At 56.7% G+C, this 24,030-nt stretch carries 25 protein-coding genes; 11 read left to right on the top strand and 14 right to left on the bottom strand.

Annotated elements, in window-relative coordinates; translation table 11 throughout:
• Positions 1-56 precede the first annotated feature (56 nt).
• Positions 57-935 carry a U32 family peptidase gene (locus AB2B48_RS15040; RefSeq protein ID WP_185667827.1) on the bottom strand — a complete coding sequence of 293 codons (879 nt, stop codon included), beginning with the start codon at positions 933-935 and terminating at the stop codon, positions 57-59.
• 8 nt (positions 936-943) lie between these two features.
• A complete protein-coding gene (locus AB2B48_RS15035) occupies positions 944-1,939 on the bottom strand; it encodes a ubiquinone anaerobic biosynthesis protein UbiU (protein ID WP_368299555.1) in 996 nt (331 codons plus the stop codon).
• A gap of 219 nt (positions 1,940-2,158) precedes the next feature.
• Between AB2B48_RS15035 and AB2B48_RS15030 the strand changes: the two genes are divergently transcribed.
• On the top strand, positions 2,159-2,683 hold the full coding sequence (locus AB2B48_RS15030) for a ubiquinone anaerobic biosynthesis accessory factor UbiT (protein WP_185667829.1): 525 nt from the start codon (positions 2,159-2,161) through the stop codon (positions 2,681-2,683).
• On the top strand, positions 2,677-3,180 hold the full coding sequence (locus tag AB2B48_RS15025) for a GNAT family N-acetyltransferase (RefSeq protein ID WP_185667830.1): 504 nt from the start codon (positions 2,677-2,679) through the stop codon (positions 3,178-3,180). Before AB2B48_RS15030 ends, AB2B48_RS15025 begins: the two co-directional genes overlap by 7 nt.
• Here the strand turns inward: AB2B48_RS15025 and AB2B48_RS15020 are convergent.
• The gene (locus AB2B48_RS15020; RefSeq protein ID WP_317983846.1) at positions 3,167-3,451 is read right to left on the bottom strand and encodes a GIY-YIG nuclease family protein; all 285 of its coding nucleotides are present in this window, start codon (positions 3,449-3,451) and stop codon (positions 3,167-3,169) included. The two genes, AB2B48_RS15025 and AB2B48_RS15020, sit on opposite strands and share 14 nt — an antisense overlap.
• A gap of 54 nt (positions 3,452-3,505) precedes the next feature.
• Here AB2B48_RS15020 and AB2B48_RS15015 point away from each other — a divergent pair, with 54 nt between their 5' ends.
• The gene (locus tag AB2B48_RS15015) at positions 3,506-3,931 is read left to right on the top strand and encodes a YhbP family protein (protein WP_333012214.1); all 426 of its coding nucleotides are present in this window, start codon (positions 3,506-3,508) and stop codon (positions 3,929-3,931) included.
• Here the strand turns inward: AB2B48_RS15015 and AB2B48_RS15010 are convergent.
• Together AB2B48_RS15010 and AB2B48_RS15005 are read right to left on the bottom strand one after the other, a co-directional pair.
• Positions 3,928-5,373, bottom strand: coding sequence for a Cu(+)/Ag(+) sensor histidine kinase (locus AB2B48_RS15010; protein WP_368299554.1), 1,446 nt, complete (start codon positions 5,371-5,373; stop codon positions 3,928-3,930). The two genes, AB2B48_RS15015 and AB2B48_RS15010, sit on opposite strands and share 4 nt — an antisense overlap.
• A complete protein-coding gene (locus AB2B48_RS15005; protein WP_185667834.1) occupies positions 5,363-6,046 on the bottom strand; it encodes a copper/silver response regulator transcription factor in 684 nt (227 codons plus the stop codon). The genes AB2B48_RS15010 and AB2B48_RS15005 overlap by 11 nt, the downstream gene beginning before the upstream one ends.
• Before the next feature lie 191 nt (positions 6,047-6,237).
• Between AB2B48_RS15005 and AB2B48_RS15000 the strand changes: the two genes are divergently transcribed.
• Together AB2B48_RS15000 and AB2B48_RS14995 are read left to right on the top strand one after the other, a co-directional pair.
• Positions 6,238-6,549 (top strand): type II toxin-antitoxin system HigB family toxin, encoded by a 312-nt coding sequence (locus tag AB2B48_RS15000; RefSeq protein ID WP_185667835.1) that lies wholly within the window; start codon positions 6,238-6,240, stop codon positions 6,547-6,549.
• Complete coding sequence (locus AB2B48_RS14995; RefSeq protein WP_185667836.1) at positions 6,546-6,962, top strand: helix-turn-helix domain-containing protein; 417 nt, start codon at positions 6,546-6,548, stop codon at positions 6,960-6,962. The genes AB2B48_RS15000 and AB2B48_RS14995 overlap by 4 nt, the downstream gene beginning before the upstream one ends.
• 96 nt (positions 6,963-7,058) lie before the next feature.
• Here AB2B48_RS14995 and AB2B48_RS14990 read toward each other — a convergent pair whose 3' ends face one another.
• Positions 7,059-8,345 carry an ABC transporter substrate-binding protein gene (locus AB2B48_RS14990; protein ID WP_368299553.1) on the bottom strand — a complete coding sequence of 429 codons (1,287 nt, stop codon included), beginning with the start codon at positions 8,343-8,345 and terminating at the stop codon, positions 7,059-7,061.
• A gap of 512 nt (positions 8,346-8,857) precedes the next feature.
• On the opposite strand from AB2B48_RS14990, the gene AB2B48_RS14985 reads away from it, so the two are divergent.
• From AB2B48_RS14985 to AB2B48_RS14965, 5 genes are all read left to right on the top strand, one after another.
• Complete coding sequence (locus AB2B48_RS14985; protein WP_368299552.1) at positions 8,858-10,243, top strand: Cu(I)/Ag(I) efflux RND transporter outer membrane protein; 1,386 nt, start codon at positions 8,858-8,860, stop codon at positions 10,241-10,243.
• Between the two features lie 66 nt (positions 10,244-10,309).
• Positions 10,310-10,612 carry a copper-binding protein gene (locus AB2B48_RS14980; protein ID WP_368301970.1) on the top strand — a complete coding sequence of 101 codons (303 nt, stop codon included), beginning with the start codon at positions 10,310-10,312 and terminating at the stop codon, positions 10,610-10,612.
• Entirely contained in the window at positions 10,612-11,847 is a 1,236-nt protein-coding gene (locus AB2B48_RS14975) for an efflux RND transporter periplasmic adaptor subunit (RefSeq protein ID WP_368299551.1), read from the top strand. The genes AB2B48_RS14980 and AB2B48_RS14975 overlap by 1 nt, the downstream gene beginning before the upstream one ends.
• A 10-nt stretch (positions 11,848-11,857) precedes the next feature.
• The gene (locus tag AB2B48_RS14970) at positions 11,858-15,001 is read left to right on the top strand and encodes a CusA/CzcA family heavy metal efflux RND transporter (protein ID WP_368299550.1); all 3,144 of its coding nucleotides are present in this window, start codon (positions 11,858-11,860) and stop codon (positions 14,999-15,001) included.
• A gap of 47 nt (positions 15,002-15,048) precedes the next feature.
• Positions 15,049-15,687 (top strand): NAD(P)H-binding protein, encoded by a 639-nt coding sequence (locus AB2B48_RS14965; protein WP_368299549.1) that lies wholly within the window; start codon positions 15,049-15,051, stop codon positions 15,685-15,687.
• Positions 15,688-15,711: 24 nt separating this feature from the next.
• Here AB2B48_RS14965 and dolP read toward each other — a convergent pair whose 3' ends face one another.
• From dolP to AB2B48_RS14945, 4 genes are read right to left on the bottom strand one after another with little or no spacing between them, the layout of a single operon-like run.
• Complete coding sequence (gene dolP, locus AB2B48_RS14960) at positions 15,712-16,287, bottom strand: division/outer membrane stress-associated lipid-binding lipoprotein (RefSeq protein ID WP_185667843.1); 576 nt, start codon at positions 16,285-16,287, stop codon at positions 15,712-15,714.
• 9 nt (positions 16,288-16,296) lie between these two features.
• Positions 16,297-16,887 carry a DnaA initiator-associating protein DiaA gene (diaA, locus tag AB2B48_RS14955; protein WP_035891056.1) on the bottom strand — a complete coding sequence of 197 codons (591 nt, stop codon included), beginning with the start codon at positions 16,885-16,887 and terminating at the stop codon, positions 16,297-16,299.
• Positions 16,888-16,903: 16 nt separating this feature from the next.
• The gene (locus tag AB2B48_RS14950) at positions 16,904-17,293 is read right to left on the bottom strand and encodes a YraN family protein (protein WP_185667844.1); all 390 of its coding nucleotides are present in this window, start codon (positions 17,291-17,293) and stop codon (positions 16,904-16,906) included.
• Positions 17,251-19,344 carry a penicillin-binding protein activator gene (locus AB2B48_RS14945; RefSeq protein WP_368299548.1) on the bottom strand — a complete coding sequence of 698 codons (2,094 nt, stop codon included), beginning with the start codon at positions 19,342-19,344 and terminating at the stop codon, positions 17,251-17,253. The genes AB2B48_RS14950 and AB2B48_RS14945 overlap by 43 nt, the downstream gene beginning before the upstream one ends.
• Before the next feature lie 62 nt (positions 19,345-19,406).
• Here AB2B48_RS14945 and rsmI point away from each other — a divergent pair, with 62 nt between their 5' ends.
• The gene (gene rsmI / locus AB2B48_RS14940) at positions 19,407-20,270 is read left to right on the top strand and encodes a 16S rRNA (cytidine(1402)-2'-O)-methyltransferase (protein ID WP_368299547.1); all 864 of its coding nucleotides are present in this window, start codon (positions 19,407-19,409) and stop codon (positions 20,268-20,270) included.
• A gap of 111 nt (positions 20,271-20,381) precedes the next feature.
• Here rsmI and AB2B48_RS14935 read toward each other — a convergent pair whose 3' ends face one another.
• The 4 genes from AB2B48_RS14935 to gatB all read right to left on the bottom strand — a co-directional run bounded on the left by AB2B48_RS14935 (position 20,382) and on the right by gatB (position 24,018).
• Complete coding sequence (locus AB2B48_RS14935; RefSeq protein ID WP_368299546.1) at positions 20,382-21,155, bottom strand: DeoR/GlpR family DNA-binding transcription regulator; 774 nt, start codon at positions 21,153-21,155, stop codon at positions 20,382-20,384.
• Between the two features lie 110 nt (positions 21,156-21,265).
• Complete coding sequence (gene gatD / locus AB2B48_RS14930) at positions 21,266-22,309, bottom strand: galactitol-1-phosphate 5-dehydrogenase (protein WP_368299545.1); 1,044 nt, start codon at positions 22,307-22,309, stop codon at positions 21,266-21,268.
• Positions 22,310-22,355: 46 nt separating this feature from the next.
• Positions 22,356-23,729, bottom strand: a complete 1,374-nt coding sequence (locus AB2B48_RS14925; RefSeq protein WP_368299544.1) for a galactitol-specific PTS transporter subunit IIC — start codon at positions 23,727-23,729, stop codon at positions 22,356-22,358.
• A gap of 4 nt (positions 23,730-23,733) precedes the next feature.
• A complete protein-coding gene (gene gatB / locus AB2B48_RS14920; protein ID WP_368299543.1) occupies positions 23,734-24,018 on the bottom strand; it encodes a PTS galactitol transporter subunit IIB in 285 nt (94 codons plus the stop codon).
• Positions 24,019-24,030 lie beyond the last annotated feature (12 nt).

The following is a 24,030-nucleotide window of genomic DNA, read 5'->3' as shown; positions in this document are numbered from 1 at the left end:
ATCTTTAATAATGCATTAAAATCTGACCATTGTTGTTAACAAAGTGAGCGGTTTTATCAGGCCTGCAACTCCAGTCCGGCCAGACGCTTCCAGTAACCGTTGCAGTCGCTATTAGCGGTCAGCGGCAGTGGGGCAGCGCCGTTTTCGTTGGCGCGGAAGGCGTCGAGCATGGCGAAGGTCTCATTGCCCATCGGCGACAGGCGTACCATATCGACCAATCCGTGCATCGACGTCAGTTCGTTGCCGAGGTTATAAACGTAGCCGCTCATAGTCTGAATGCCATTCAGCACGAAGACCTGCTGATTCTCCTGCGACAGCATGCTGCGCCCGTTCGGGTACTTGATGCAGCAGGTCTCACACTCATCCTTTGGCTTATCTTCCGAACGCGCGGTAAAGCAGCGGGCGGAGTAGGCCAGCGGCAGATGGCCGTAGCTCAGCACTTCCACTTCAAACTTATCGCGGATGCCCAGCTCTTCACACTGATTGAGCAGGTTCACCAGCCAGTCGCGAGACAGCTCAACCGGCATGCACCAGCGCACCATGCCCTGCTTTTGCAGCAGGCGTAGGGTAACGGCGTTGTAGCAGTTCAGCGCGTGACCGGCGACAAACGGCAGCTTGCGCTCGGCGCACAGGTTCACCACTCCAAGGTCGCTGGCTTCAACCAGAAAATCACCGTTTTCCACGTAACGCTTAAGCTCGCCCAGTTCGGATGATGCCTGGACCAGCGCCAGCGTAGAGAGCACGACCTGTTTGCCGCTGCCGGCGAGGGATTTCGCCATATCCAGCCAGTCGCCGACTTTGGTCGCGCGGCGTTTGCTGCACACTGCTTCACCGAGGTAGATGGTATCGGCGCTGCTGTTAGCGGCCTGCTGGTAAAAATCTTCCAGCGTCTCTTTTGACCAGTAGTAAAGCACCGGTCCTAATGAATATTTCATTGCTGTTCCTACTGCCATTTACGGCGATAAGCGCCGAGGGTGGTCTGGGTGCCTTCTGACATCGAGCCGAGCGTCTCCATCCACGCGGCCTGCGGGACGAAGTTTTGCGGGTCGGCCATGCAACGGTCAATTGCCTGACGCCACACCTTCGCCACCTGGCTGACGTACGCAGGGCTACGCTGGCGGCCTTCGATTTTCACCGAGGCGATATTGGCGGCCAGCAGCTCCGGCAGCAGCTCCAGGGTGTTGAGGCTGGTTGGCTCTTCCAGCGCGTGATAGCGCTCGCCGTCGACCAGGTAGCGGCCTTTGCACAGCGTCGGGTAGCCAGCGTTCTCGCCATCCTGATAGCGGTCGATCAGCACTTCGTTAAGGCGAGACTCCAGCCCCTGTGGGGTTTGCTGCCAGCGCACGTAGCGTGCAGGTGAGCAGGCGCCAACGGTGTTCGGCGACTCACCGGTCAGGTAAGATGAGAGATAGCAGCGGCCTTCGGCCATGATGCACAGGCTACCGAAGGCGAATACCTCCAGCGGCACCGGCGTAACGCGAGCGAGCTGCTTCACCTGGTGAATCGACAGTACGCGCGGCAGCACTACGCGGGCCACGTCAAAGTTACGGTGGTAGAAATTAATCGCCTCTTCGTTGGTCGCTGATGCCTGAACGGAGACATGGCGCTCAATATGTGGGTAGCGCTCTGCGGCATACTCAAGCATGGCGAGGTCGGCGAGGATCAGCGCATCGGCGCCCAGTTGCGCAGCCATATCCACGGCGCGCTGCCAGCGGACGTAGCCGTCCGGGTGGGCAAAGGTGTTAATCGCGATGTGCAGCTTACGGCGATGCTGATGCACGAAGTTAACGGCTTCCTGCAGTTTCTTTTCGGTAAAATTAAGACCGGCGAAATGGCGGGCGTTGGTATCGTCCTTCAGCCCGATATACACCGCATCGGCTCCGTTTTCGATAGCCGCCTTTAGCGCCGGGAGGTTTCCGGCAGGGCAGAGCAACTCCATAATTCTTCCTGAGTTAGCGGCCCAGCAGGGCGCATTATTGTTAATGAATGAGGATTTTAGTTAACCTATCGCTAATCATTTTTGATTTGAGGCAGACAAAAGCGTATTGATGACGCCAATAATCCGCCTACCTCACGACATAATTGTTGATTTACGCCGCTATGTCGTTTAACTGATATGGCAAAATAACGGAACTATTGCATTCAGGGAGTAAAGCTTGTGTTGGATAAACTGCGTTCACGTCTGGTCCATGTTGCACCGACTCTGATGAGCGTTCCGGTGAAATTCACGCCGTTCGCGCTTAAACGGCAGGTTCTTCAGCAGGTGCTAAGCTGGCAGTTCCGCCAGGCGCTGGATGACGGAGAACTGGATTTTCTTGACGGCCGCTGGCTGAGTATTGAGGTGCGAGATATTGGCCTCACCTGGTTTACCTCCGTTGAGAACGGGCGCTTAATTGTTAGCGACACCGCTCAGGCGGACGTGAGCTTCAGCGCGGATGCCAGCGATCTGTTAATGATCGCCGCGCGCAAACAGGACCCGGATACGCTCTTCTTCCAGCGTCGGCTGGTGATTGAAGGGGATACGGAGCTGGGTCTTTATGTCAAAAACCTGATGGATGCCATTGAGCTTGAGCAGATGCCGAAAGCGCTGCGCATGATGCTGATGCAGCTGGCTGATTTCGTAGAGGCTGGCCTAAAATCACCATCAGAAACTAAACATACATCGGTAGGTGAGCCATGCTGATTCGAGTAGAAATAGGAATAGATGCGCCGGGCATCGACGCGCTGCTGCGTCGAACCTTCAAGCGTGACGGTGAAGCCAACCTGGTGCGCGAGCTGCGCGAAGATGGCTTGATCACGCTCGGGCTGGTAGCAACGGACGATGAAGGCCATGTTGTGGGTTACGTCGCGTTTAGCCCGGTCAGCATTGAAGGCGAAGAGTTACAGTGGGTGGGGCTGGCTCCGCTGGCGATTGACGAAGCCTACCGCGGTCAGGGGTTGGCGCGTCAACTGGTCTATGAAGGGCTGGATTCGCTCAATGAATTTGGCTACGCGGCGGTGGTGACGCTGGGTGAACCTGAACTCTACGGTCGATTTGGCTTTGAGCGTGCGGCACAGTACGATCTGCGCTGTCGCTGGCCGGGCACCGAAGAGGCGTTTATGGTGCATCGTCTGGCGGACGATGCGCTGAACGGCGTTCACGGGCTGGTGGAGTATTCTGACCACTTCAATCGTGTTTAAGGCCGCTCAGTAACGTTTCGAATGAACCGTCACCGGCAACGAGGCGCTCTTTCTGGCGCTTCGTTAGCTGCTTAATACGGTACTCCAGGCGCAGTGCCAGCGAGTGCTCGCCAACCTCACCGGAAAACGCCAGCCGCAGCTCGCCTTTGCCGCGCAACGCTTTCGCCCCTTTACCGCTTTGATGCTGGTGGAACCGTCGTTCAACATCGGTGGTGATACCGGTGTACAATTTGTCGTCCTCAGTACGGACGAGATAAAGAAACCAACGCACGTGTGGCAACCTGTCTATGTGGGTGAACGCACCATAGCATAACGGAGAGAACGGATGGAAACCCTCACTGCCATTAGCAAGTGGCTGGCAAAGCAGCATGTCGTCAGCTGGTGCGTCGCAAAGGAAGGCGAGCTATGGTGCGCTAACGCGTTCTACGTTTACGACGCGCAGCGTGTCGCCTTTTACCTGCTCAGCGAAGAGACCACCCGCCATGGCCAGATGACGGGACAGCAGGCGCCGGTCGCCGGGACGATCAATGGCCAGCCAAAGACCGTAGCGTTGATTCGCGGCGTGCAGTTTAAAGGCGAAATCCGCCTGCTGAGCGGTGACGAAGCCGAGGAAAAACGCGCGCTCTACGTCAAACGTTTCCCCGTTGCCCGGATGCTCTCCGCGCCGGTGTGGGAACTGCGCCTCGACGAACTGAAGTTCACCGACAACACCCTCGGCTTTGGCAAGAAGTTGCACTGGCTGCGCGATTAAGCGTTAAGCGTCGGCAGTTCAATGATAAAGCGCGTGGCGACGGTATCTGACGTCACGCTAATCTTCCCATGATGCGCCCGGACGATCGACTTCACGATCGCCAGCCCAATTCCGCTGTTTTCCCCTTTCCGCTGCCGTGAAGGATCAACCCGGTAGAAGCGATCGAACAGGCGCGGCAAATGCTCCTCGGCAATCGGCGTGCCGGGATTTTCCACGCTGTAGATGACCCTTTCGTCATGCGCGCTCACCTGGACGGTGACCGACATCCCGCGCGGGGTGTAGCGGATGGCGTTGGAGAGCAGATTGTTAATGACCCGGCGGATCATCAGCGGATCGCCCATCACCAGCGACGGTTGCCCGACAAAGCGCAGCGCCACGTCACGCTCTTCCGCCCAGGCTTCAAAGAACTCAAACACCTTCATGGTTTCCGTCTGCAGATCCAGCGGCACGCTCTCCGGCACCAGCAGGTTCTCATCCGCCTGCGCCAGAAACAGCATATCGCTGACCATCTTCGCCATCCGGTTGTACTCCTCAAGGCTGGAGTAAAGCACGTCTTCCAGCTCTTTGACCGTCCGGGGATGGCTGAGCGCTATCTCGGTCTGGGTGACCAGATTGGTGATTGGCGTGCGCATCTCGTGGGCGATATCGGCGGAGAAGTTGGCCTGACGTCGGAACACATCCTCGATCCGGCCGATCATCTGGTTAAACGAGATAACCAGTTGCTCCAGCTCGATCGGCACGCGGGTAGGATCCAGCCGCACGTCGAGATTTTCCGAAGTGATGTTTTTGATCTCCAGGCTGACGTCGCGCAGCGGCTGGTGGCCTTTACGAACGGCGATCAGCACGATCACCACGATAAACAGGCTGATGACGGCGGCGATCATCATCAGATTACGTTTGAGCTCTTTGAGATAGTGCAGGTGGAAGTCTATCGATAGCGCGGTCAGCAGCGTATAGCGTTGGCTATCGCTCTGGATCGTTGAGGCGATAACCCGATAGGTCGCCGTCGGCATGGCGCTGGCGTCGTGGCCTGCCATCGGCGGCATGCTGCTGCCGACCCAGCGGAACATGCGCTGGGATTTTAACGCCTGGGAAAACTGGGGAGAGGCAAAGATCGGCGACAGATCCGGTCCGGTAGGGGAGCGATACAGCAGCGGATTGTTCTGGCTGCGCAGCAGCACGACGATATTGCGATAGCCCGCCAGTGCGCTCTGGATATTGGCAAGCTTCTCGGCCTCTGAGACATCCGGTGCGGTGAGCTGCGCATTAAGCGTCGCGTTCACCTGCTTGAGGTCATTCACATCCTGCTCGGCGAAGTGTTTTTCCACCGAATGCAGCATCATTCCGGTAAAGGCGGCAAACGCGAGAATGGTTGCCAGGCTGATAAAAAAGGTCAGGCGGGTGGCGAGCGAGAACGGGCGGCGGCGCGCGTTAACCTTCATCGCGAACCTCAAGTACGTAGCCTACGCCGCGAACGGTCTGAATCAGCTTCGGGGTAAAGTCGTTATCAATTTTGGCGCGCAGGCGCTTGATAGCGACGTCGATGGCGTTGGTGTCGCTGTCGAAATTCATGTCCCAGACCTGGGAGGCAATCAGCGAACGCGGCAGCACCTCGCCCTGATGGCGCAGGAAGAACTCCAGCAGCGTAAACTCTTTGCTGGTCAAGGTGATGCGCGTATCGCCGCGGGTCACCTTGCGGGAGACTCTGTCGAGCGTGAGGTCGGCAACCTGCAGTTGGCTCTCAACGATCACCGCCGCCCCACGGCGCAATAACGTTCTGACGCGCGCCAGCAGTTCGGCAAAAGCGAAGGGCTTCACCAGATAATCATCGGCACCCAGTTCCAGCCCTTTCACCCGATGCTCAATGGTGCCGAGCGCGGTGAGCAGCAGGATTGGCATCCCTTTGTTGGCCGCGCGCAGCATCCGCACAATATCCCAGCCGTTGACGTCAGGCAGCATAATATCCAGCACAATCAGGTCGTAATCGGCGGTCATCGCCAGGTGATAACCGTTGAGACCGTTGTCGGTGTGATCCACCACAAAGCCCGCTTCCGTCAACCCCTTTGCCAGGTATTCACCGGTTTTGACCTCGTCTTCCACCACCAGAATTTTCATCTGCCCTCCATCGCCGCTGTGTGATGGGGCCATTCTAATGAGGAGTCGGCGAGGACGGAATACCTGATGGGGAGTTTCCTTAAACGGAAGAGAAGGCGAGCGCGCTGTCCGGATGTGGATATTGTTTCCATATTGTCAACAAAATGGCGGCTTGCTAAAATGTTCCAATATGGAAACATGGAGGTTATGTCGTGCATGTCATATCAAGGGCGCCATTTGATGAGGCGGTGAGGAAATACCCAAACGAGACCACCGCACTGGATGATACATATCGGGTTTTAAAACGAGCGAACGCCGCCACTCCGGATGAACTCAGGCAGTATTTTAGCAGCCTGGATCGTATGAAGTACCGGGATAAATGGTGGGTTATTGATATTAGCGGTAACACATTGAGAATGATGTTTTTTGCCGATTTCGAACGGGGAAAGGTGTTTATTAAACATATCACCACACATCCGGAGTATGACCGATTAACAAAATATTATCGGGAGCATAGAGAATGATTTTCAGAGAAGCGATCAAAGCGGCCAACGATCTCGCCAGCATTGTGCCACTGTTGGGTGGGAGTACATCTCGTAAAGATTATGAAGAGGCGCTGGAGCTGATTGAGTATCTGTTGGAGAACGAGCCCGATAGCCCTCTTGTTGATATGCTGGCCAGCAAAATAGCGGCCTATGAAGATAGTGCCGTAGAGTTTGCTGCATTTAATACACGTATTGCAACCGGATGTAACGGCGTAGCGCTACTGCGTGTGTTGATGGACCAGCATGGACTAAAGCAGTCAGATTTTGAGCATGAAATAGGTCAAAGATCGTTAGTCAGCCGAATACTGAATGGAGAGCGGGCCCTGACGCTCGATCATATGCGCGCGCTGGCAAAACGCTTTAACCTCCCCGTATCAGCATTTGTAGATTAAGCACATATTCGTGTAGCCCGGCCGAGCGCATGCGACGCCGGGTTTGGCACCGAGTTACCCCGGAGTCGGCGCTGACGTACCTCGTCCGGGCTACATTTACTCCGCCCACGCGTTCTGGCGCTTCAACTCCTCGTTCACCTTGCCGTTGATCTCCTTCAGCACGGCAGGAATATCACCGTCGCAGCTGGCGTAGATTTTATTAAAGCCGTCGGCGGTGATTTGCCGTACCGGGATCCAATTTGGGAGCTGTGGCATGTAGCGCCCCTCTTTGGCGTAGGTTTCCGCGAACACTTCCCAGCGCGGATCGTCATGATAATCTTTGATATTCAGCGTCTTGTTAATGGGCAGACGGACGATCGGCATTGAGGTGCTGTCGGTCGCCATACCGATCTTCTGCCCCTCAGGCGAGATCAAAAACTCAAGGAACCGCTTCGCCGCCGCTTTATGCTGGCTGGTCTTCATCAGGAATGCCGTGGTGCCTTCCGCCATGGAGATGGCGCCGCCGGGGCCTGCCGGTGGTGGCACGACGGTGTAGGTTTCTTTGCCCGGATCTTTATCGAACAGTGCGATGTGGTACGGGCCGGAGGAGTACATTCCGGTCTGCCCGGAACGGAACGAGGTGTTGGCATCGGCGGTGGTATGGTTAATTGCCCCCGGCTGCGCCAACCCTTCGCACACCATCCCGCGCATAAACGTCATTGCGGTGACCATCTCTTTGCTGTCCAGTGCCGCTTTAAATTTCCCCGGCTGCGTTGCCACCAGGTAATTCGCTCCCGCCTGCCACAGATAGGACGATGAGAACGAGCTGGCATAGCCGCGGGTGGTCGCTAATGGCATGGTAAAGCCATAGGTGTCGTTTTTACCGTTGCCGTCCGGGTCGTCATGGGTAAACGCCTTCGCCACGTTTTTAAGCTCCTCCCAGGTGGTCGGGGCTTTCAGGTTGAGCTTATTCAGCCAGTCCTGACGGATAAATAGCGCGTAGGTATGCGCGGAGGTTGGGACGCCGTAATATTTCCCGTCCGGCAGCTGGGTGGATTTCCACGCCGCCTCATAGACATCGCTACCGCCCTTTAGCTCGCCCGGCTTAATTTCATCGACGATGCCGAGCTGCACCATCTGGCCGACGATAATTGCATCGTTGAACACCACGTCCGGCAGCGCGTTGCCGGTGGCCGCCCGTGCCAGACGCTGGTCGAAGTCGGTCACCGCGTTGAAGTATTTAATCGATATCCCGGTCTCTTTTTTAAACTGGTCCGCAAGCTGTTGGTAAATCACTTTTGAATCGTTGCTGGCGCGGATCCAGACATCCAGTTCTTCGCTGAAAGCATTATGTGAAAGGCTAATTAACAGGGCCAAACCCAGCGCTTTGGTTTTGAATTGCATATATTGACTCCGATTTTTTACGGTAGATATTTGCCATCCCTGAACAGAGGTAAGGATTGGTGAAAAAAGGAACGAAAATGATGATAGGAGCGTGACGATGATGAAACAATGTTTTGAAAATGTAATTGCAGGAATATCAGATAATTATGTGGATGAGTTCACAAGGAAAATCAGGCGATATTTATTCTCGATAATTTAACCGTATGAAAAGATTACCGTTATCGTTTTGTACTAAATAAACACGGGGGGATAGCAAGAGAATAAATTCGTGAGCGCGCTAGCCTTTTTCCGTGAAAGCGTGATCGCCAATGAATATTGCAGAAAAAAAAGAGCAATTTTTTGGCCCATTATTATTTCCCACCGCGATTGCGGCTTATTTTTCGCCATGCCGATCACGTTCCACCGCGCGTAAATGACAGCTTTGTCATTAACCTGTCACCGAGCAAACAGAGTCACCTCCGTAAAGTAGCCACATAGCCAGCCCCTTTTGATTCGGCTGAACAGGACGTGACATGTTTAAAGTAAAACAACTGACGCTGATGATGGCGTTCATTCTAGCCGGATGCACCTCGCTGGCACCGGATTACCGACAGCCGGAAAACGTAGTACCTCAGCAGTTTTCGCTGTCTCAGGGGGCGTTGGTGCCGAGCGGCGGCCAGTGGCAGGAAACCGGCTGGCAGACCTTTTTCGTCGACCCACAGGCGAAACGCCTGATTGATGTCGCCCTGCACAACAACCGTGATTTACGCATGGCGGTGCTGAACGTTGAAGCCGCGCGCGCGCAGTACAACGTGACCGACGCTGGCCGCTACCCGCAGCTTGATGGCTCGACGGGCGGCAGCTATGAAGGCGACCTGCAGGGAAAAAACGCCACCACTAAAAGCTATAGCGCGGGCCTGAACCTGAGCTTCGAGCTCGACTTTTTCGGCAAGCTGAAAAACATGAGCGAGGCGGATCGGCAGAGCTTTTTCGCCAGCCAGGCCGCCCAGCGGGCGGCGCAGATTGTGGTGGTGACGAACGTCTCACAGGCATACTTCAACCAGCGGCGGCTAGCAGTCCAGTTGGCGATCGCCAAAGAGACGCTGCGTAACTACCAGCAATCCTACGCGTTTGTGGAACAGCAGCTGGTTACCGGTAGCACCAACGTGCTGGCGCTGGAGCAGGCGCGTGGGGTGATTGAAAGCACCCGTGCCGATATCGCCCAGCGGGAAGGTGAGCTGGCGCAGGCCAATCACGCGTTGCAGCAGCTGTTGGGCACCTACAACACCCCGCTAAGCGATGACGCGCAGAACGTCACGGCGGTAAAGCCACTGCCGCTGCCAGCTAACCTGCCATCGACCATTCTGCTTCAGCGTCCGGACATCATGGAGGCCGAGCACCAACTGCGCGCGGCGGATGCCAATATCGGCGTGGCCCGCGCGGCCTTCTTTCCGTCGATAACGTTAACCAGCGGCATTTCGAGCAGCAGTTCGTCGCTCTCCAGCCTGTTCAATGCGGCAAGCGGCATGTGGAACTTCGTGCCGAAAGTGGATCTGCCCATCTTCAATGCCGGGCGTAACGAAGCCAACCTGGCACTGGCTAACGTGAAGCAGCGTCAGGCGGTGGTGAACTACGAACAGAAAATTCAGGCAGCCTTTAAAGCGGTGGCCGATGCGCTGTCGCTTCGCGAAAGCATCGAAGGCCAACTGGTGGCGCAGCAGCGTTATTTAGCGTCGCTGCAAATTACCCTGCAGCGCGCCCGCGGATTATATGCCAGCGGTGCGGTGAGCTATATCGAAGTGCTCGATGCCGAGCGCGCTATCTTCACCACGCAGCAGGCGATCCTCGATTTACTTTATTCCCAACAGGTTAACGAAATTAATTTATTCACCGCACTCGGTGGCGGCTGGAAAGCGTAACCCTTTATTCAGGAGATTCTCGATATGCGTAACGTAACGATGCTGGTTGGCGGAATGTTGATGGCGATGACGCTGAACGTTCAGGCCGCCGAAATGCAGCATGACGGACATGGCCAGATGATGGAAATGAATACCCAGCAGGCGGTTATTCAGGGTACCGGCGTGGTGCAGTCCGTGGATAAAGCGGCGAAAAAAATCACCATCGCCCATGAAGCCATTCCCGCCATTGGCTGGCCGGCGATGACCATGCGCTTTACCTATTCCGCGCCCACCGAAGCTATTAATCAGCTGAAAGAGGGCTGTCACGTGAACTTCTCCTTTATTCAGCAGGGGAACATCTCGCTGCTTCAGGATATTAAGTCAATCTGATGGCTAAATTAAAATATACGGCCGCCATTGTCTGTAGCCTGATTATTGGCGGCCTGGCGACGGCGGTGATAAGCCGCTTTATGGCGCCGAACGCCCAGGCTGAATCTCAGCCTGCCGAGCGTAAGGTGCTGTACTGGTACGATCCGATGAAGCCCGACGTGCGCTTCGATAAGCCGGGTAAATCGCCGTTTATGGACATGGACCTGGTAGCGAAATACGCCGATGAGGGCGGGGATGCGCAGTCGAGCGGCGTCCGTATCGACCCCACTCAGGTGCACAACCTGGGGCTGCGTACGGAGAAAGTCAGCAAGGGCCGCCTCAACTATGGCCAGACCCTTCCGGCGAACGTCAGCTACAACGAATACCAGTTTGTGATTGTCCAGGCGCGCGCCGAAGGGTTTATCGAAAAGGTCTCCCCGCTGACGGTGGGCGACAAAGTGCGTAAGGGCACGCCGCTGGTGGTGGTCACCATTCCTTCGTGGGTGGAAGCGCAGAGCGAATACCTGCTGTTGGCAAGCTCAGGCGGCACGGCAAGCCAGCTTGATGGCGTGCTGGAACGTCTGCGGCTGGCGGGCATGCCGGAAGCGGATATCCAGCGGATGCGCAGCACACGCCGCGTACAGACGCGCTTTACCCTTACCGCGCCTATCGATGGCGTACTGACGGCGTTTAGCCTGAAAAGCGGTATGAACATCGCCAAAGACAGCGTGGTGGCGCAGATTCAGGGCATGGACCCGGTGTGGATCACCGCCGCCGTGCCGGAATCGATCGCTTATCTGCTTAAAGACTCCACCCAGTTTACGGTGGCTATCCCGGCCTATCCGGACAAAACCTTCCCGATCCAGAAATGGTCTATCTTGCCGAGCGTCGACCAAACCACGCGTACGCTGCAGGTGCGTTTGCAGGTCAATAACCCAGATGAGCTCTTGAAGCCGGGGATGAACGCCTACCTGAAGCTGAACGCGCAAAGCGACGAGATGCTGCTGATCCCGTCTCAGGCGGTGATTGATACCGGCGATGAACAACGGGTGATTACGGTGGCGAGCAACGGCGAGTTTGTGCCGAAAAAGATCCAGGTGCTGCATGAATCTCAGCATCAGGCCGGCATTGGCGCGGGGCTATCGGAAGGGGAATCGGTGGTGCTGAACGGCCTGTTCCTGATCGACTCGGAAGCGAATATCAGCGGCGCGCTGGACAGAATGCGGCATACCGCTGACGCCCACGTCGGGCATTAAGGAGACGGTGATGATTGAATGGATTATCCGGCGCTCGGTCGCCAACCGTTTTCTGGTGATGATGGGCGTGCTGTTTTTGAGCCTCTGGGGCGGCTGGACCATCGTCAACACGCCGGTGGATGCGCTGCCGGATCTCTCTGACGTACAGGTGATCGTCAAAACCAGCTATCCGGGGCAGGCGCCGCAGATTGTCGAGAATCAGGTAACTTATCCGCTCACCACCACCATGCTGTCGGTGCCGGGCGCGAAAACGGTGCGCGGTTTCTCGCAGTTTGGCGACTCCTACGTGTACGTGATTTTTGAGGACGGCACCGACCTCTACTGGGCGCGTTCGCGCGTGCTGGAGTACCTCAACCAGGTGCAGGGTAAGCTGCCGCAGGGCGTGAGCTCGGAGATTGGCCCAGACGCTACCGGTGTGGGCTGGATCTTTGAATATGCGCTGGTGGACAAAAGCGGTAAGCACGACCTTGCCGAACTGCGTTCGCTGCAGGACTGGTTCCTCAAATATGAGCTGAAAACCATCCCGAACGTGGCGGAAGTGGCTTCCGTTGGCGGTGTGGTGAAGCAGTATCAGGTGCAGGTCGACCCGATGAAGCTCGCCCAATACGGCATCAGTCTTAGCGATGTGAAGCAGGCGCTGACCACCTCCAACCAGGAGGCGGGCGGTTCATCGGTGGAGATGGCCGAAGCGGAATATATGGTACGCGCCACCGGCTATCTCAAAAGCCTGGAAGACTTTAACCATATCGTCCTGAAGGCCGAAGCGAACGGCGTACCGGTCTACCTGAAAGACGTGGCGCGGGTGCAGGTTGGCCCGGAAATGCGCCGCGGTATCGCTGAAATGAACGGCGAGGGTGAAGTGGCGGGCGGCGTGGTGCTGCTGCGCTCGGGTAAGAACGCCCGTGAAGTGATTTCGGCGGTGAAAGAGAAGCTCGCCTCACTGCAAAAAAGCCTGCCGGAAGGGGTTGAGGTGGTCACCACCTACGACCGTAGCCAGCTGATTGACCGGGCCATCGACAACCTGCGCTCGAAGCTGATTGAAGAGTTTATCGTGGTGGCGGTGGTCTGCGCGCTGTTCCTCTGGCACGTGCGCTCGGCGCTGGTGGCGATCGTCTCGCTGCCGCTGGGCTTGTGCATCGCCTTTATCGTGATGCATTTCCAGGGGCTGAACGCCAACATTATGTCGCTGGGCGGGATCGCCATTGCCGTCGGCGCGATGGTGGATGCGGCGATCGTGATGATCGAAAACGCCCACAAGCGGCTCGAACACTGGCAGGAGGCGCATCCTGATGAGCCGATGGATAACGCTACCCGCTGGAAAGAGATCACCGACGCGGCGGTGGAAGTGGGGCCTGCGCTGTTTATCAGCCTGCTGATCATCACGCTGTCGTTTATCCCGATCTTCACCCTTGAAGGGCAGGAAGGGCGTCTGTTTGGCCCGCTGGCGTTTACCAAAACCTACGCCATGGCGGGGGCGGCGGCGCTAGCTATCGTGGTGATCCCTATCCTGATGGGCTTTTGGATCAAAGGTAAGATCCCGGCGGAATCGCGCAACCCGTTGAACCGCTTCCTGATTGCGATCTACCACCCGCTGCTGCTGAAGGTGCTGAAATGGCCGAAGTTCACCTTGCTGGTGGCACTGCTGTCTATCTTCACCGTGCTGTGGCCGCTCAGCAAAGTGGGCGGTGAGTTTCTGCCGAAAATTAACGAAGGTGACCTGCTGTATATGCCTTCGACGCTACCGGGAATTTCACCGGGGCAGGCGGCGGTGCTGCTCCAGCAGACCGATAAGCTGATTAAGACGGTGCCGGAAGTGGCATCGGTGTTTGGTAAATCGGGGAAAGCGGAAACCGCGACCGACTCCGCGCCGCTGGAGATGATTGAAACCACCATTCAGCTCAAGCCGCAGGATCAGTGGCGGCCGGGGATGACGCTCGACAAGATTATCGACGAGCTGGATGCCACCGTGCGGCTGCCGGGGCTGGCGAACCTGTGGGTGCCGCCGATTCGTAACCGCATTGATATGCTCTCCACCGGGATTAAGAGCCCGATTGGGATCAAGGTTTCCGGTACGTCACTGGCGGATATTGATGAAGCCGCCCAGCGTATTGAAACGGTGGCCAAAACCGTGCCGGGTGTGGTCTCCGCACTGGCTGAACGGCTGGAGGGCGGGCGCTATATTGACGTTGATATCAACCGCGAGAAAGCCGCGCGTTACGGTATGACGGTGGGTGATGTGCAGCTGTTTGTCTCGTCGGCAATCGGCGGGGCGACGGTGGGGGAAACGGTGGAAGGCGTAGCGCGCTACCCTATCAATATCCGCTATCCACAAGGTTTCCGCGATGGCCCGACGGCACTGCGCCAGTTGCCGATTCTCACGCCGACGAAGCAGCAAATTACACTCGGCGATGTGGCTGACGTGAAGGTGGTTTCCGGCCCGACGATGCTGAAAACCGAGAACGCGCGACCGGCGAGCTGGATTTACATTGATGCCCGTGACCGCGACATGGTCTCCGTCGTGCATGACCTGCAAACGGCGATTAGCCGCAGTGTAACCCTGAAGCCGGGCACCAGCGTGGCGTTTTCCGGGCAGTTTGAGCTGCTGGAACATGCCAATAAGAAACTCAAGCTGATGGTGCCGATGACGGTGATGATTATCTTCATCCTGCTCTATCTGGCCTTCCGCCGGGTGGATGAAGCGCTGCTGATTCTGATGAGCCTGCCGTTTGCGCTGGTGGGCGGTATCTGGTTCCTCTACTGGCAAGGGTTCCATATGTCGGTGGCAACGGGAACTGGGTTTATCGCCCTGGCGGGGGTGGCGGCGGAGTTTGGCGTGGTGATGCTGATGTATTTGCGTCATGCGATTGAAGCCGAACCGCGGCTGCAAAAGGCTGATACCTTTAGCCCGCAGGCGCTGGACGAGGCGCTGTATCATGGGGCCGTGCTGCGCGTGCGGCCAAAAGCGATGACGGTGACCGTGATTATTGCCGGGCTATTGCCCATACTATGGGGAACCGGGGCCGGTTCTGAAGTGATGAGCCGCATTGCTGCGCCGATGATTGGTGGCATGATCACCGCGCCGCTGCTGTCGCTGTTTATCATTCCGGCGGCCTATAAATTGATATGGTTGCATCGCAACAGACGCAGCCGATAAGGTAGCCCGGCCGAGCTTTGCGACGCCGGGAATACACGGAGAGCCCCATGCACCACGTCCTCATTACCGGTGCCACCGGCCTTGTTGGTGGGCACTTACTTAATCTGCTTCGCCGGGAGTCGCAGGTGGAATCCATCGTCGCGCCTACGCGCCATCCGCTGGAGCACGCCTTTGGGATCGTCAACCCGCACGACCCGGATCTCAGCGTGGCGCTGGCGAAGGTCACCTCGCCCGTCGATACCGTTTTCTGCTGCCTTGGCACCACAATCCGCGACGCGGGCTCGAAGGCCGCTTTCAGCCACGTCGATTACGATCTGGTGCTGGAAACCGCCCGCTCCGGCCTGCGGCTGGGCGCACAGCAGCTGCTGGTGGTCAGCGCGATGGGAGCAAACGCGAACTCCCCCTTTTTCTACAATCGGGTGAAGGGGGAAATGGAAACCGCGTTGATAGACCAGGGCTGGCCGCAGTTGGTTATCGCGCGACCTTCAATGCTGCTCGGTCAACGCGGTAAACCGCGCCTGAACGAGCGCCTGTTGGCACCGCTGTTTAGCGTGCTGCCGGGGAACTGGAAGGCGATTGAAGCACATGATGTGGCAAAGGCGATGCTGAGTGCGGCAAGGCACCCGGGACATGCGCAGGTAGAGATACTATCGTCGCGTAAGCTGAGGGAAATCGCCCGGCAGTGAACCTGCCGGGCAAGGTGTGAGACGTTATTGAATTGGGGTGAACGCGGTGGTGACGCGCTTCACGCCGCTCACGCGGCTGGCGATATCGGCCGCGGCTTTACCTTCGCGGTCGGTGACCAGACCCATCAGGAACACTTCACCATTTTCGGTCGTCGCCTTCACGTTAGAGGATTTCACCTGATCGCTCGCCAGCAGCTGGGAGCGGACTTTGGTGGTAATCCAGGTATCGGAAGACGAGGTACCGAGGCTAATCGGCTGGCCCTGGCGAATTTCGTTATACACTTCGGTTGCGCCATCAACGCCAACGGCGATCTGCTTCGCACGGGTGGCGAGGCTCAGATCCGGCGTCTGACCGGTCAGCAGCACTTTGCCCTGGTAGGCGGTCACGTTAATGCGCGTCTCTTTCTTAATTTGCGCATCTTTAGACAGGGCGCTGTTCACACGAACTTCCAGCGTGCTGTCATCCACCTGAGTTCCCACCGTGCGGGGGTCAGTTGCGGCCTTGGTGCCGACTGCAGCCGTGCCGACAACGGCAGCTGCAATACATCCCTGGAGCAGCATTGCGGAAATAAGGACCGCGAGGGTCGAAATCACCTTCATTTGTTCTCCTTAGTCGTCCTGGTGTGGGAAAAGGGTGTTATCAATTAAATCACACAGACAGTTTACCGTGAGCATGTGCATCTCCTGGATACGGGCGCTGCGGTGCGACGGAATGCGGATCTCCACATCCTGTTGACCGAGCAGGCCCGCCAGTTCACCGCCGTCATAGCCGGTCAGGGCGACGATGGTCATGTCACGCGTGACAGCCGCTTCTACCGCTTTGACGATATCGCGACTGTTACCACGGGTTGAAATAGCCAGCAGAACATCACCAGCGTGACCCAGCGCACGCACCTGCTTGGCATAGATTTCATCATGCAGGCGATCGTTCGCTATTGCCGTTAAGACCACATTATCGGAATTAAGTGCAATCGCGGGTAAACCGGGACGCTCTGTTTCATAACGGTTAATCATGCAGGCAGCAAAATGCTGTGCGTTGGCGGCGGATGAACCGTTACCACAACAGAGAATTTTGTTGCCGTTCAGCAGCGACTGTACCAGGGTCATCGCAGCTCGGGAGATAGCGTCCGGGAGCGCTTCTGCCGCGGCGATTTGGGTTTGAATGCTTTCGGTGAAGCACACTTTGATTCTTTCGAGCACGATATCCCTTTACATTCTATGAGCTAAAAGCGTTTGAAAACCATTCGATTTCATTGCCGGTGAAGGCTATCACATCGAAACGGCAATCCACAGTGTCAAAACTCCCATTGTGGCGGGCAAGCCACAAGCGGGCAGTCTGTAACAGTTTGTTTTGTTTGCTCCGGGTCACGCTGGCGGCAGCACCGCCGTAAAACCCCGAGCTGCGATAGCGAACTTCCACGAAAACCGTGACCGTCCCTTCCCGCATAATTAAATCAATTTCGCCGCTGCGCTCGCGCACGTTGGCGGCGATAAACGCCAGTCCTTGGCCTTCAAGCCAGCGACGCGCGCGCTGTTCCGCGGCGTCGCCAACCTGTTTTGTCGTTAACTGGCGGGAACGATCTGCCCCTGCTGGTATTTGAGCCATGATAACTTCCTGTTAATCACGCAGTCCTGGGTGGCGCTGAGATCGCCGGTATTGCCGTTCAGCTCAAAGCCCGGCACGCCGCGCATCTGCGCGAAGTGGTTAGCCAGCGCCCAGGCATCCGCGCCCATGGCGTACAGACGCGCCAGTGAATAGTCATTGTTCACCGCACGCAGCGCCTGCTGCATCAGCGCCGGGTTACTGCCAGCAAGCATGGGGATTTCGCTGTACTGCAGGCCTTCCATCTCCAGACGGAAATCCGGGCCAGCGGTGCCCTGTGCGCTGCGGGAGCTGGCGTACAGCATTGCGCCGCTCTGGCTGCCGTTACGCATCGCAATCATCGGTTTGATAAAGGCGATCTCTTCCGGGGTTGCCAGAATATAGGCCGCGTCTACCTTGTTGCTGCCGGTGATTTGCGCGTCGGTCGGTGCGGCTGGAATGGTCAGGTTACCGATGGTGACGCCCTGCGGCTGAGACTGCGCGGAGATAACCGGGGTGCCGGACAGCGAGATACCGGAACCGCCGTTCACGCCGCCTTTCAGCTCGGACAGGGAGCCAAACTTCTGCTGTAAGACCGTACCACCGCCGATTTTGTGCCACTCGTCGGCGAAGGCCTGGGTGACGCGATCGCCGAGGGCGTTGCGTGGCACCAGCAGCAGTGGAGACTGTTTGCCCTGGTCATGAATATGACGCGCCGCATCGCGGGCTTCATCTTCAGGCGACAGCGCGAAGTAGCAGATGTTAGCACGGTTGCTTACCGCTTCCGGCTGGTTCAGCGCCAGCACGTTCAGCGTGGTGTTGCTTTTAATCAGCTCTTCAACGTTGTTTTTCAGCAGCGGGCCAACCACCAGGCTGACGCCGTCCTGCTGCGCCTGTGCCAGAATCTGGTTCAGCGGCTGGGAAGAGGTGTCGTAGATTTTCAGCTCTGCCGATGGGTTTGCCGCTACGCTCGCGACGGGCTGCACTGCCGGTGTTTGAGCAGGAGCCGCCTCATCTGCTGGTGCCTGAGCCGCAGGCGAGGCTGCGTTGTTAGCCTGCGCGGCCTGAACTGGAGCCGCTGCTGGCGCCTGAACCGGCGCCTGGCTTTGCGGTGTAGTCAGGTCGGTCACTTCAGCCTGAGATGGGCTAACCACGGCGGCGGTCGCTGCCTGTGCGACCTGTTCCGGTACCGCGCTGCCGCTCACTGGCATGGTGCCGTTCTTCGCGGCTTCAAAGCCTTGCTGGATGGTACGGCCAAACACCGCTGCCTGGCCGTTTAACGGCAACAGCAGGGCGATTTTGTTGACCGACGCTGGCTTAAAGTTCTGTACGTTCGCCAGCTGCGACGGCAGCACTTTCGCGCCAGGGTTCTGCGGATAGCGGGTCTGCCAGTCTTTAATACCGGCCTTCAGCATATCGGGATCGTTACGGTTATCGAACCAGACACGCTGCAGATCGAGCCAGCCTTGCAGCACGTTTTCATCCGCATTGATCACCAGCGCGTTGGCCTGCTCCTGGGTCATGGAGGAAAGCGCCTGCCAGGTGGCGTCGCTGTTTTGCTGTCTTTCCGGCTGAGTGGTCAGCAGCGGTGCCTGGGCAATCAGGGCACGCAGCAGCGTCAGGGACGGTTTACCCTGCTCGGCGCTGATGGTGTCCTGCCAGAAACGCGCCTGCAGCGCACTGTCGAAATCATCAGCTTTCAGCTTTTGCAGCAGCGCCTGTGCGCCAGCGTAATCTTTCTGTGCTAGCTTCAGTTCAACCGCTAACAGCGCCTGTTCCTGACGCTGGGCTGCGTTCAGTTGCTGCGGCAGCTGATTGAACAGCTCCAGCGCCTGCTGGCTCTTGCCTTCCTTCAGCAATGAACGAATGGCGAGTAATTGCCAGTTGGTCTTGCTATCATTCGAGCTTTGCTGCATCTGCTGCAGATAAAAGCCGGAGTCAGCCTGCGTCGCGCCCTGAAGTTGGGCTGCACTCTGATCGGGGGCCTGGGTGCCACAGCCTGCAAACAGCAGCGCTGCCAGGACGACCGGCAGACAGCGCGCGGCTTTCATACGAGAAAATGTTGAGGGTACCATTCTGTATCCAGTAATATTTTTTACGCAATGCTCAATATTAAATCGGCAATACGGACGAAACAATGAAACAACACGAATCGGCGGATAATTCTCAAGGCCAACTCTTTATTGTACCTACTCCTATCGGAAATTTGGCTGATATTACCCAACGAGCGCTCGAAGTATTGCAAGCTGTTGATTTAATTGCGGCTGAAGACACCCGTCATACAGGTTTATTGCTGCAACACTTCGCCATTAACGCCCGTTTGTTTGCCTTACACGATCACAATGAGCAACAAAAAGCGGAAACGCTGGTGGCGAAACTGAAGGAAGGGCAGAACATCGCGCTGGTTTCTGACGCCGGAACGCCGCTTATCAACGACCCTGGCTACCATCTGGTGCGTACCTGTCGCGAAGCGGGTATCCGCGTGGTGCCGCTGCCGGGCCCATGTGCGGCGATTGCTGCCCTGAGCGCTGCCGGGCTGCCGTCGGACCGTTTCTGCTACGAAGGCTTCCTGCCCGCTAAATCTAAAGGTCGTCGCGACACGCTGAAGGCTATCGAAACTGAGCCACGCACGCTGATTTACTACGAATCCACCCACCGTCTGCTCGACAGCCTGGAAGATATGGTTGCCGTCTGGGGTGAATCCCGCTACGTGGTGCTGGCGCGCGAGCTGACCAAAACCTGGGAAACCATCCACGGCGCGCCGGTAGGCGAACTGCTGGCGTGGGTGAAAGAAGATGAAAACCGCCGTAAAGGCGAGATGGTGCTGATTGTAGAAGGGCACAAAGCGCAGGAGGACGAACTGCCTGCCGACGCGCTGCGTACCCTGGCGTTGTTACAGGCTGAACTGCCGCTGAAGAAGGCGGCGGCGCTGGCGGCGGAAATCCACGGCGTGAAGAAGAATGCGTTGTATAAGTATGCGCTGGAGCAGCAGGGGGAGTAAGGGTGAGCGCCTGCGCGTGTCGGAAGAAAACGCCTTTTGCTACCCGCTCTGCGGAGGCGCTGAACGCCCGATAAAGCATGGCGGGCGCTGGCCCGCCATTTATGTCTGGGCTTAAACAATCTCCAGCTCAACGCCCGTTTCTGCCAGCGCGGCAATATCCGACTGCGCAATCTCGCTGTCGGTCATGACGCAATGGATCTTCTCCATCGGCAGAACCTGGTTAAATCCTCGGCGATTAAATTTGGTTGCATCCAGAACGGCTATGACTTTATGCGCGGCGGCGGCCATGACGCTACTAATCGAGTAGCCTTCGTTAAAGGTCGTGATGCCGTGTGTCGCATCAATGCCGTCGGCACCGACAAACATCAGGTCGGCGCAAATACCTTGCAGTGAACGCTCAGCAATGGTGCCGTGCATGGAGTGCGTTTTATGACGCACCGTACCGCCACAGACGACCAGCGTAATGTCTTTATTATCCGATAGTGCAAAAGCCGCAGGCAGGCTGTTGGTGATGACGGTGATATTGTTCATATTCACCAGTTCCTCTGCGATCAGTAGCGTAGTGCTGCCGCTGTCGAGAATGACCGTCATACCTTCCTTAATCAACGCCGCTGCCGCTTTGGCTATTCGCTTTTTAGGATCGCTGGCGAGCTGGTAACGATCTTCGAGCATTACTTCCTGATTTTCGGTTTCGGCAAGATTGCTGCCGGGCCGGGCTGCGCCACCGTGAAAGCGGGTCAGTAAGCCCTTTTCTTCAAGCAGGCGTAAATCGGCACGGATGGTAACCTCAGAAATACCAAAGAGATTCGAAAGGTCTAATACCAGGACGCTACCCTGCGTATTCACCATATCGACGATTTTGTTCCTTCGTTCAAATGAATTCATATTGATTTGCCTGATAATTAACTGAAGTTAGTTTAAACGAAGGTTAATGAAAGTTATATGATAATTTTCGAAAGGTAATGTGAGCCAGCTCTGATTGCTGGCTCGCCGTGTTATGCCATTTTCAGCAGTATTTTTCCCTGCATCGGTGCGCCGTTGAGCGCTTTGACTTCATGGGCAAAACTCGCCGCATCGCCCTGATGCGCGATGAGCGGAGCGAGTTGAATACGCTTCTCTGTCAGCAGTCTAGCTGCTGTCTCCCATTCCTCTCCCGGCCACGGTGCGGAGTAGTTCATCCAGCTACCGATAAGCGTAAGTTCTTTGCGCAGAATGAGGCCGAAGGTGGCCGAGGATAGGGCAAGATCATGATGCAGCGTGCCGACTAAGGCCAACTGCGCGCGGGGGCCAGCGGCTTCAATGGCAAGGGAGACGGTTTGTGGTGTTCCCGCAGTTTCCAGTACCAACTGATCGAACTGAACGTCCTCCAGTGCCGCCTGGATAGCCTTTCCATCCATTTCCCGACTATTGAAAGCGTGGGTTGCGCCCAGCGATTTTGCGAGCTCCAGCTTTTGAGGGTTGATATCAATGGCGGTAACACTTTTTGCACCCAGTTCGCGTGCGCACTGTAGCGCCAACAGACCAATTGTCCCGGCGCCGATGATAATCACGTTTTTCCCAGTACAGCCTTGTGCCAGGTGAAACGCATGCAGGCCAACGGTAATGGGCTCAATAAACGCGCCGTCATCAATCGGCATTTCGCTCGGCAGGCGAAAGAGATTTGCGCGTTTGACGACCACGTATTCAGCATTGCCCCCCTCGCTGCGTGAACCGACAAACTGGTACTGCTTGCACAGTGAGAAGTAGCCGCGAGCGCACTGCGGGCAATCGAAGCATGGTAACAAGGGGACGCAGGCAACGGCATCACCCGGTTGCATATCGGTGACGGCAGGGCCATACGATTCCACATAACCGCTGAATTCATGCCCCAGTGTTATTGGATAATAGTGCGCACCTTTGGCGAAAATACGTGGGATGTCTGAACCGCAAAGCCCAGAGCAGATAACCTTGACCAGTACATCGTCGTCGTTCTTCAGGGTTGGCATCGGGCGTTCTTCAACGCGCACGTCTCCCTCAGCGTGAATCACCACTGATTTCATAACAGTCTCCATAAAGTGAAAGGGGGAGCGAATGTCCCCCCGAAAATTAAGATACGGTCTGGCTTTGCTGCGCGGTGGCGGCTTTCTCCGTGGCGACAAAACCACGGGCCCGCCGCCAGGTCAGTGCGACCCCGAGCAGGTAGATGACGCCGATAACCAGGAATCCCACCAGGTTTTGCCAGGTAAACAGTTGAATCAGCAGCCAGGTAATCGGCGACCCTCCCTGATCCAGCGAGGCCACCTGGCCACCGGCTTTCAGCGCCCCTGCGTTAGCGGCGAGTTGGGTATGCAGCCCGATGGTTTGGGTGGCAATCCACAGAGTGATGCCCATGATGATGACGCCGGAAATCAGCGTGCGGAACAGGTTGCCCTGATGCACCGCGACCGCCATAGCAACAAAGAAGCCAATTGTGGCGAGGTCGCCGAACGGTAAAACCTGGTTACCCGGCACCAGCACGGCAATCAGAATCGTCAGCGGGATAAAAATCAGACTGGCAGAGACCACGGACGTATGGCCTAACAGTAGCGCCGGGTCGAGGCCGATTAAGAACTCCTGACCACCGAATTTTGCCTGCAAACGCTTACGAGCATGTTTAGCAATCGGCGTTAAGCCATCCATAATCGGTTTAATGACGCGTGGCATCAGCAGCATCACGGCGCCGGTTTTGACCGCCAGTTGCAGCACGGCTTTCACGTCATAGCCGGCGAGTATGCCGATAACCAGGCCCATGATAAAACCGACGGTGACCGGTTCGCCGAACGGGCCAAAGCGTTTCTGAACGTCATCCGCGCTAAAGTGAATGCGGTTCAGCCCAGGGATTCTGTCAATGATGGTGTCGACGAGAACGGCGATGGGGCCAAACCAGGCCGAAGAACCGTGCGGAATAGCAATGCCGTCGAGGCCGAAGAAATCCCGGGTATCTTTGGCAAACCAGTCGCCCAGTTTGTAGACGAAGGCCGCGTGAACCGCCACGCCAAGAATTCCCAACCAGTATGACCCGGTTGCCAGATGCAGCATGGCGCCGGTAAACGTCATATGCCAGATATTCCAGATATCGACGTTCACCACGCGCGTCATTCGAGTGACCAGCATCAGAATATTGACGCCGATAGCCACTGGAATCGCGACGAGGGCAATCTGGGATGCCCAGGTCATCGGTGAAGACCCCGGCCAGCCTACGTCGATCACGTGCAGGTTTATCTGGAACTGTTCTGCCATTGCTTTTGCGGCAGGTCCGATGGAGTCGAGCATCAGGCCAATCACAAGTCCGATGCCGACAAAGCCAATCCCGATATGCAGACCGGATTTAAAGCAGTCCCCGAGTTTCATCCCCAGTAGTTTAGAGAAGATGATGATCACCAGCGGCAGCATGACCGTTGGACCTAAATCCAGGATATAGCGCATTATTTCGCTAAACATGACGTTACCCCACGAGGATGTTCAGGATTTTTTGTTGCAACGCTTCGATACCCACACCGGATACAAACGGCATACCGTGAACAACGGGAATATCACCAAATGAGCGATCAACGCGGGCGGTAGTGCAGATAAGATCCGCGCCATCCATATAGGTTTCAATTTCAGTCACCCGGCACTGCACTAGATCGAGGATAATATTATTAGCTTCACACAGCTCTTTGATCTCTTCTGCGGCCATTGTTGAGGTCGCTACGGCGCCGCCACAGGCGACAATCACTTTACGTTTCATAGGGTACTCCTT

Source organism: Kluyvera sichuanensis (assembly GCF_040930405.1).
Lineage (GTDB): Bacteria > Pseudomonadota > Gammaproteobacteria > Enterobacterales > Enterobacteriaceae > Kluyvera > Kluyvera sichuanensis.
The sequence above is the reverse complement of the archived record's forward strand: the minus strand, read 5'-3'. Positions and strand labels throughout refer to the sequence as shown.

What these genes read in the sequence shown, in the direction of transcription:
- rsmI (WP_368299547.1), top strand. Translation starts at nt 19,407, where the DNA reads ATGAAACAACACGAATCGGCGGATAATTCTCAAGGCCAACTCTTTATT.
- AB2B48_RS14995 (WP_185667836.1), top strand. Translation starts at nt 6,546, where the DNA reads ATGATTTTCAGAGAAGCGATCAAAGCGGCCAACGATCTCGCCAGCATT.
- AB2B48_RS14935 (WP_368299546.1), bottom strand. Translation starts at nt 21,155, where the DNA reads ATGAATTCATTTGAACGAAGGAACAAAATCGTCGATATGGTGAATACG.
- AB2B48_RS14970 (WP_368299550.1), top strand. Translation starts at nt 11,858, where the DNA reads ATGATTGAATGGATTATCCGGCGCTCGGTCGCCAACCGTTTTCTGGTG.
- AB2B48_RS15005 (WP_185667834.1), bottom strand. Translation starts at nt 6,046, where the DNA reads ATGAAAATTCTGGTGGTGGAAGACGAGGTCAAAACCGGTGAATACCTG.
- AB2B48_RS15035 (WP_368299555.1), bottom strand. Translation starts at nt 1,939, where the DNA reads ATGGAGTTGCTCTGCCCTGCCGGAAACCTCCCGGCGCTAAAGGCGGCT.
- AB2B48_RS14980 (WP_368301970.1), top strand. Translation starts at nt 10,310, where the DNA reads ATGACGCTGAACGTTCAGGCCGCCGAAATGCAGCATGACGGACATGGC.
- AB2B48_RS14925 (WP_368299544.1), bottom strand. Translation starts at nt 23,729, where the DNA reads ATGTTTAGCGAAATAATGCGCTATATCCTGGATTTAGGTCCAACGGTC.
- AB2B48_RS14990 (WP_368299553.1), bottom strand. Translation starts at nt 8,345, where the DNA reads ATGCAATTCAAAACCAAAGCGCTGGGTTTGGCCCTGTTAATTAGCCTT.
- AB2B48_RS14950 (WP_185667844.1), bottom strand. Translation starts at nt 17,293, where the DNA reads ATGGCTCAAATACCAGCAGGGGCAGATCGTTCCCGCCAGTTAACGACA.
- AB2B48_RS15025 (WP_185667830.1), top strand. Translation starts at nt 2,677, where the DNA reads ATGCTGATTCGAGTAGAAATAGGAATAGATGCGCCGGGCATCGACGCG.
- AB2B48_RS14975 (WP_368299551.1), top strand. Translation starts at nt 10,612, where the DNA reads ATGGCTAAATTAAAATATACGGCCGCCATTGTCTGTAGCCTGATTATT.
- AB2B48_RS15040 (WP_185667827.1), bottom strand. Translation starts at nt 935, where the DNA reads ATGAAATATTCATTAGGACCGGTGCTTTACTACTGGTCAAAAGAGACG.
- AB2B48_RS14945 (WP_368299548.1), bottom strand. Translation starts at nt 19,344, where the DNA reads ATGGTACCCTCAACATTTTCTCGTATGAAAGCCGCGCGCTGTCTGCCG.
- dolP (WP_185667843.1), bottom strand. Translation starts at nt 16,287, where the DNA reads ATGAAGGTGATTTCGACCCTCGCGGTCCTTATTTCCGCAATGCTGCTC.
- AB2B48_RS14965 (WP_368299549.1), top strand. Translation starts at nt 15,049, where the DNA reads ATGCACCACGTCCTCATTACCGGTGCCACCGGCCTTGTTGGTGGGCAC.
- gatB (WP_368299543.1), bottom strand. Translation starts at nt 24,018, where the DNA reads ATGAAACGTAAAGTGATTGTCGCCTGTGGCGGCGCCGTAGCGACCTCA.
- AB2B48_RS15010 (WP_368299554.1), bottom strand. Translation starts at nt 5,373, where the DNA reads ATGAAGGTTAACGCGCGCCGCCGCCCGTTCTCGCTCGCCACCCGCCTG.
- gatD (WP_368299545.1), bottom strand. Translation starts at nt 22,309, where the DNA reads ATGAAATCAGTGGTGATTCACGCTGAGGGAGACGTGCGCGTTGAAGAA.
- AB2B48_RS15015 (WP_333012214.1), top strand. Translation starts at nt 3,506, where the DNA reads ATGGAAACCCTCACTGCCATTAGCAAGTGGCTGGCAAAGCAGCATGTC.
- AB2B48_RS14985 (WP_368299552.1), top strand. Translation starts at nt 8,858, where the DNA reads ATGTTTAAAGTAAAACAACTGACGCTGATGATGGCGTTCATTCTAGCC.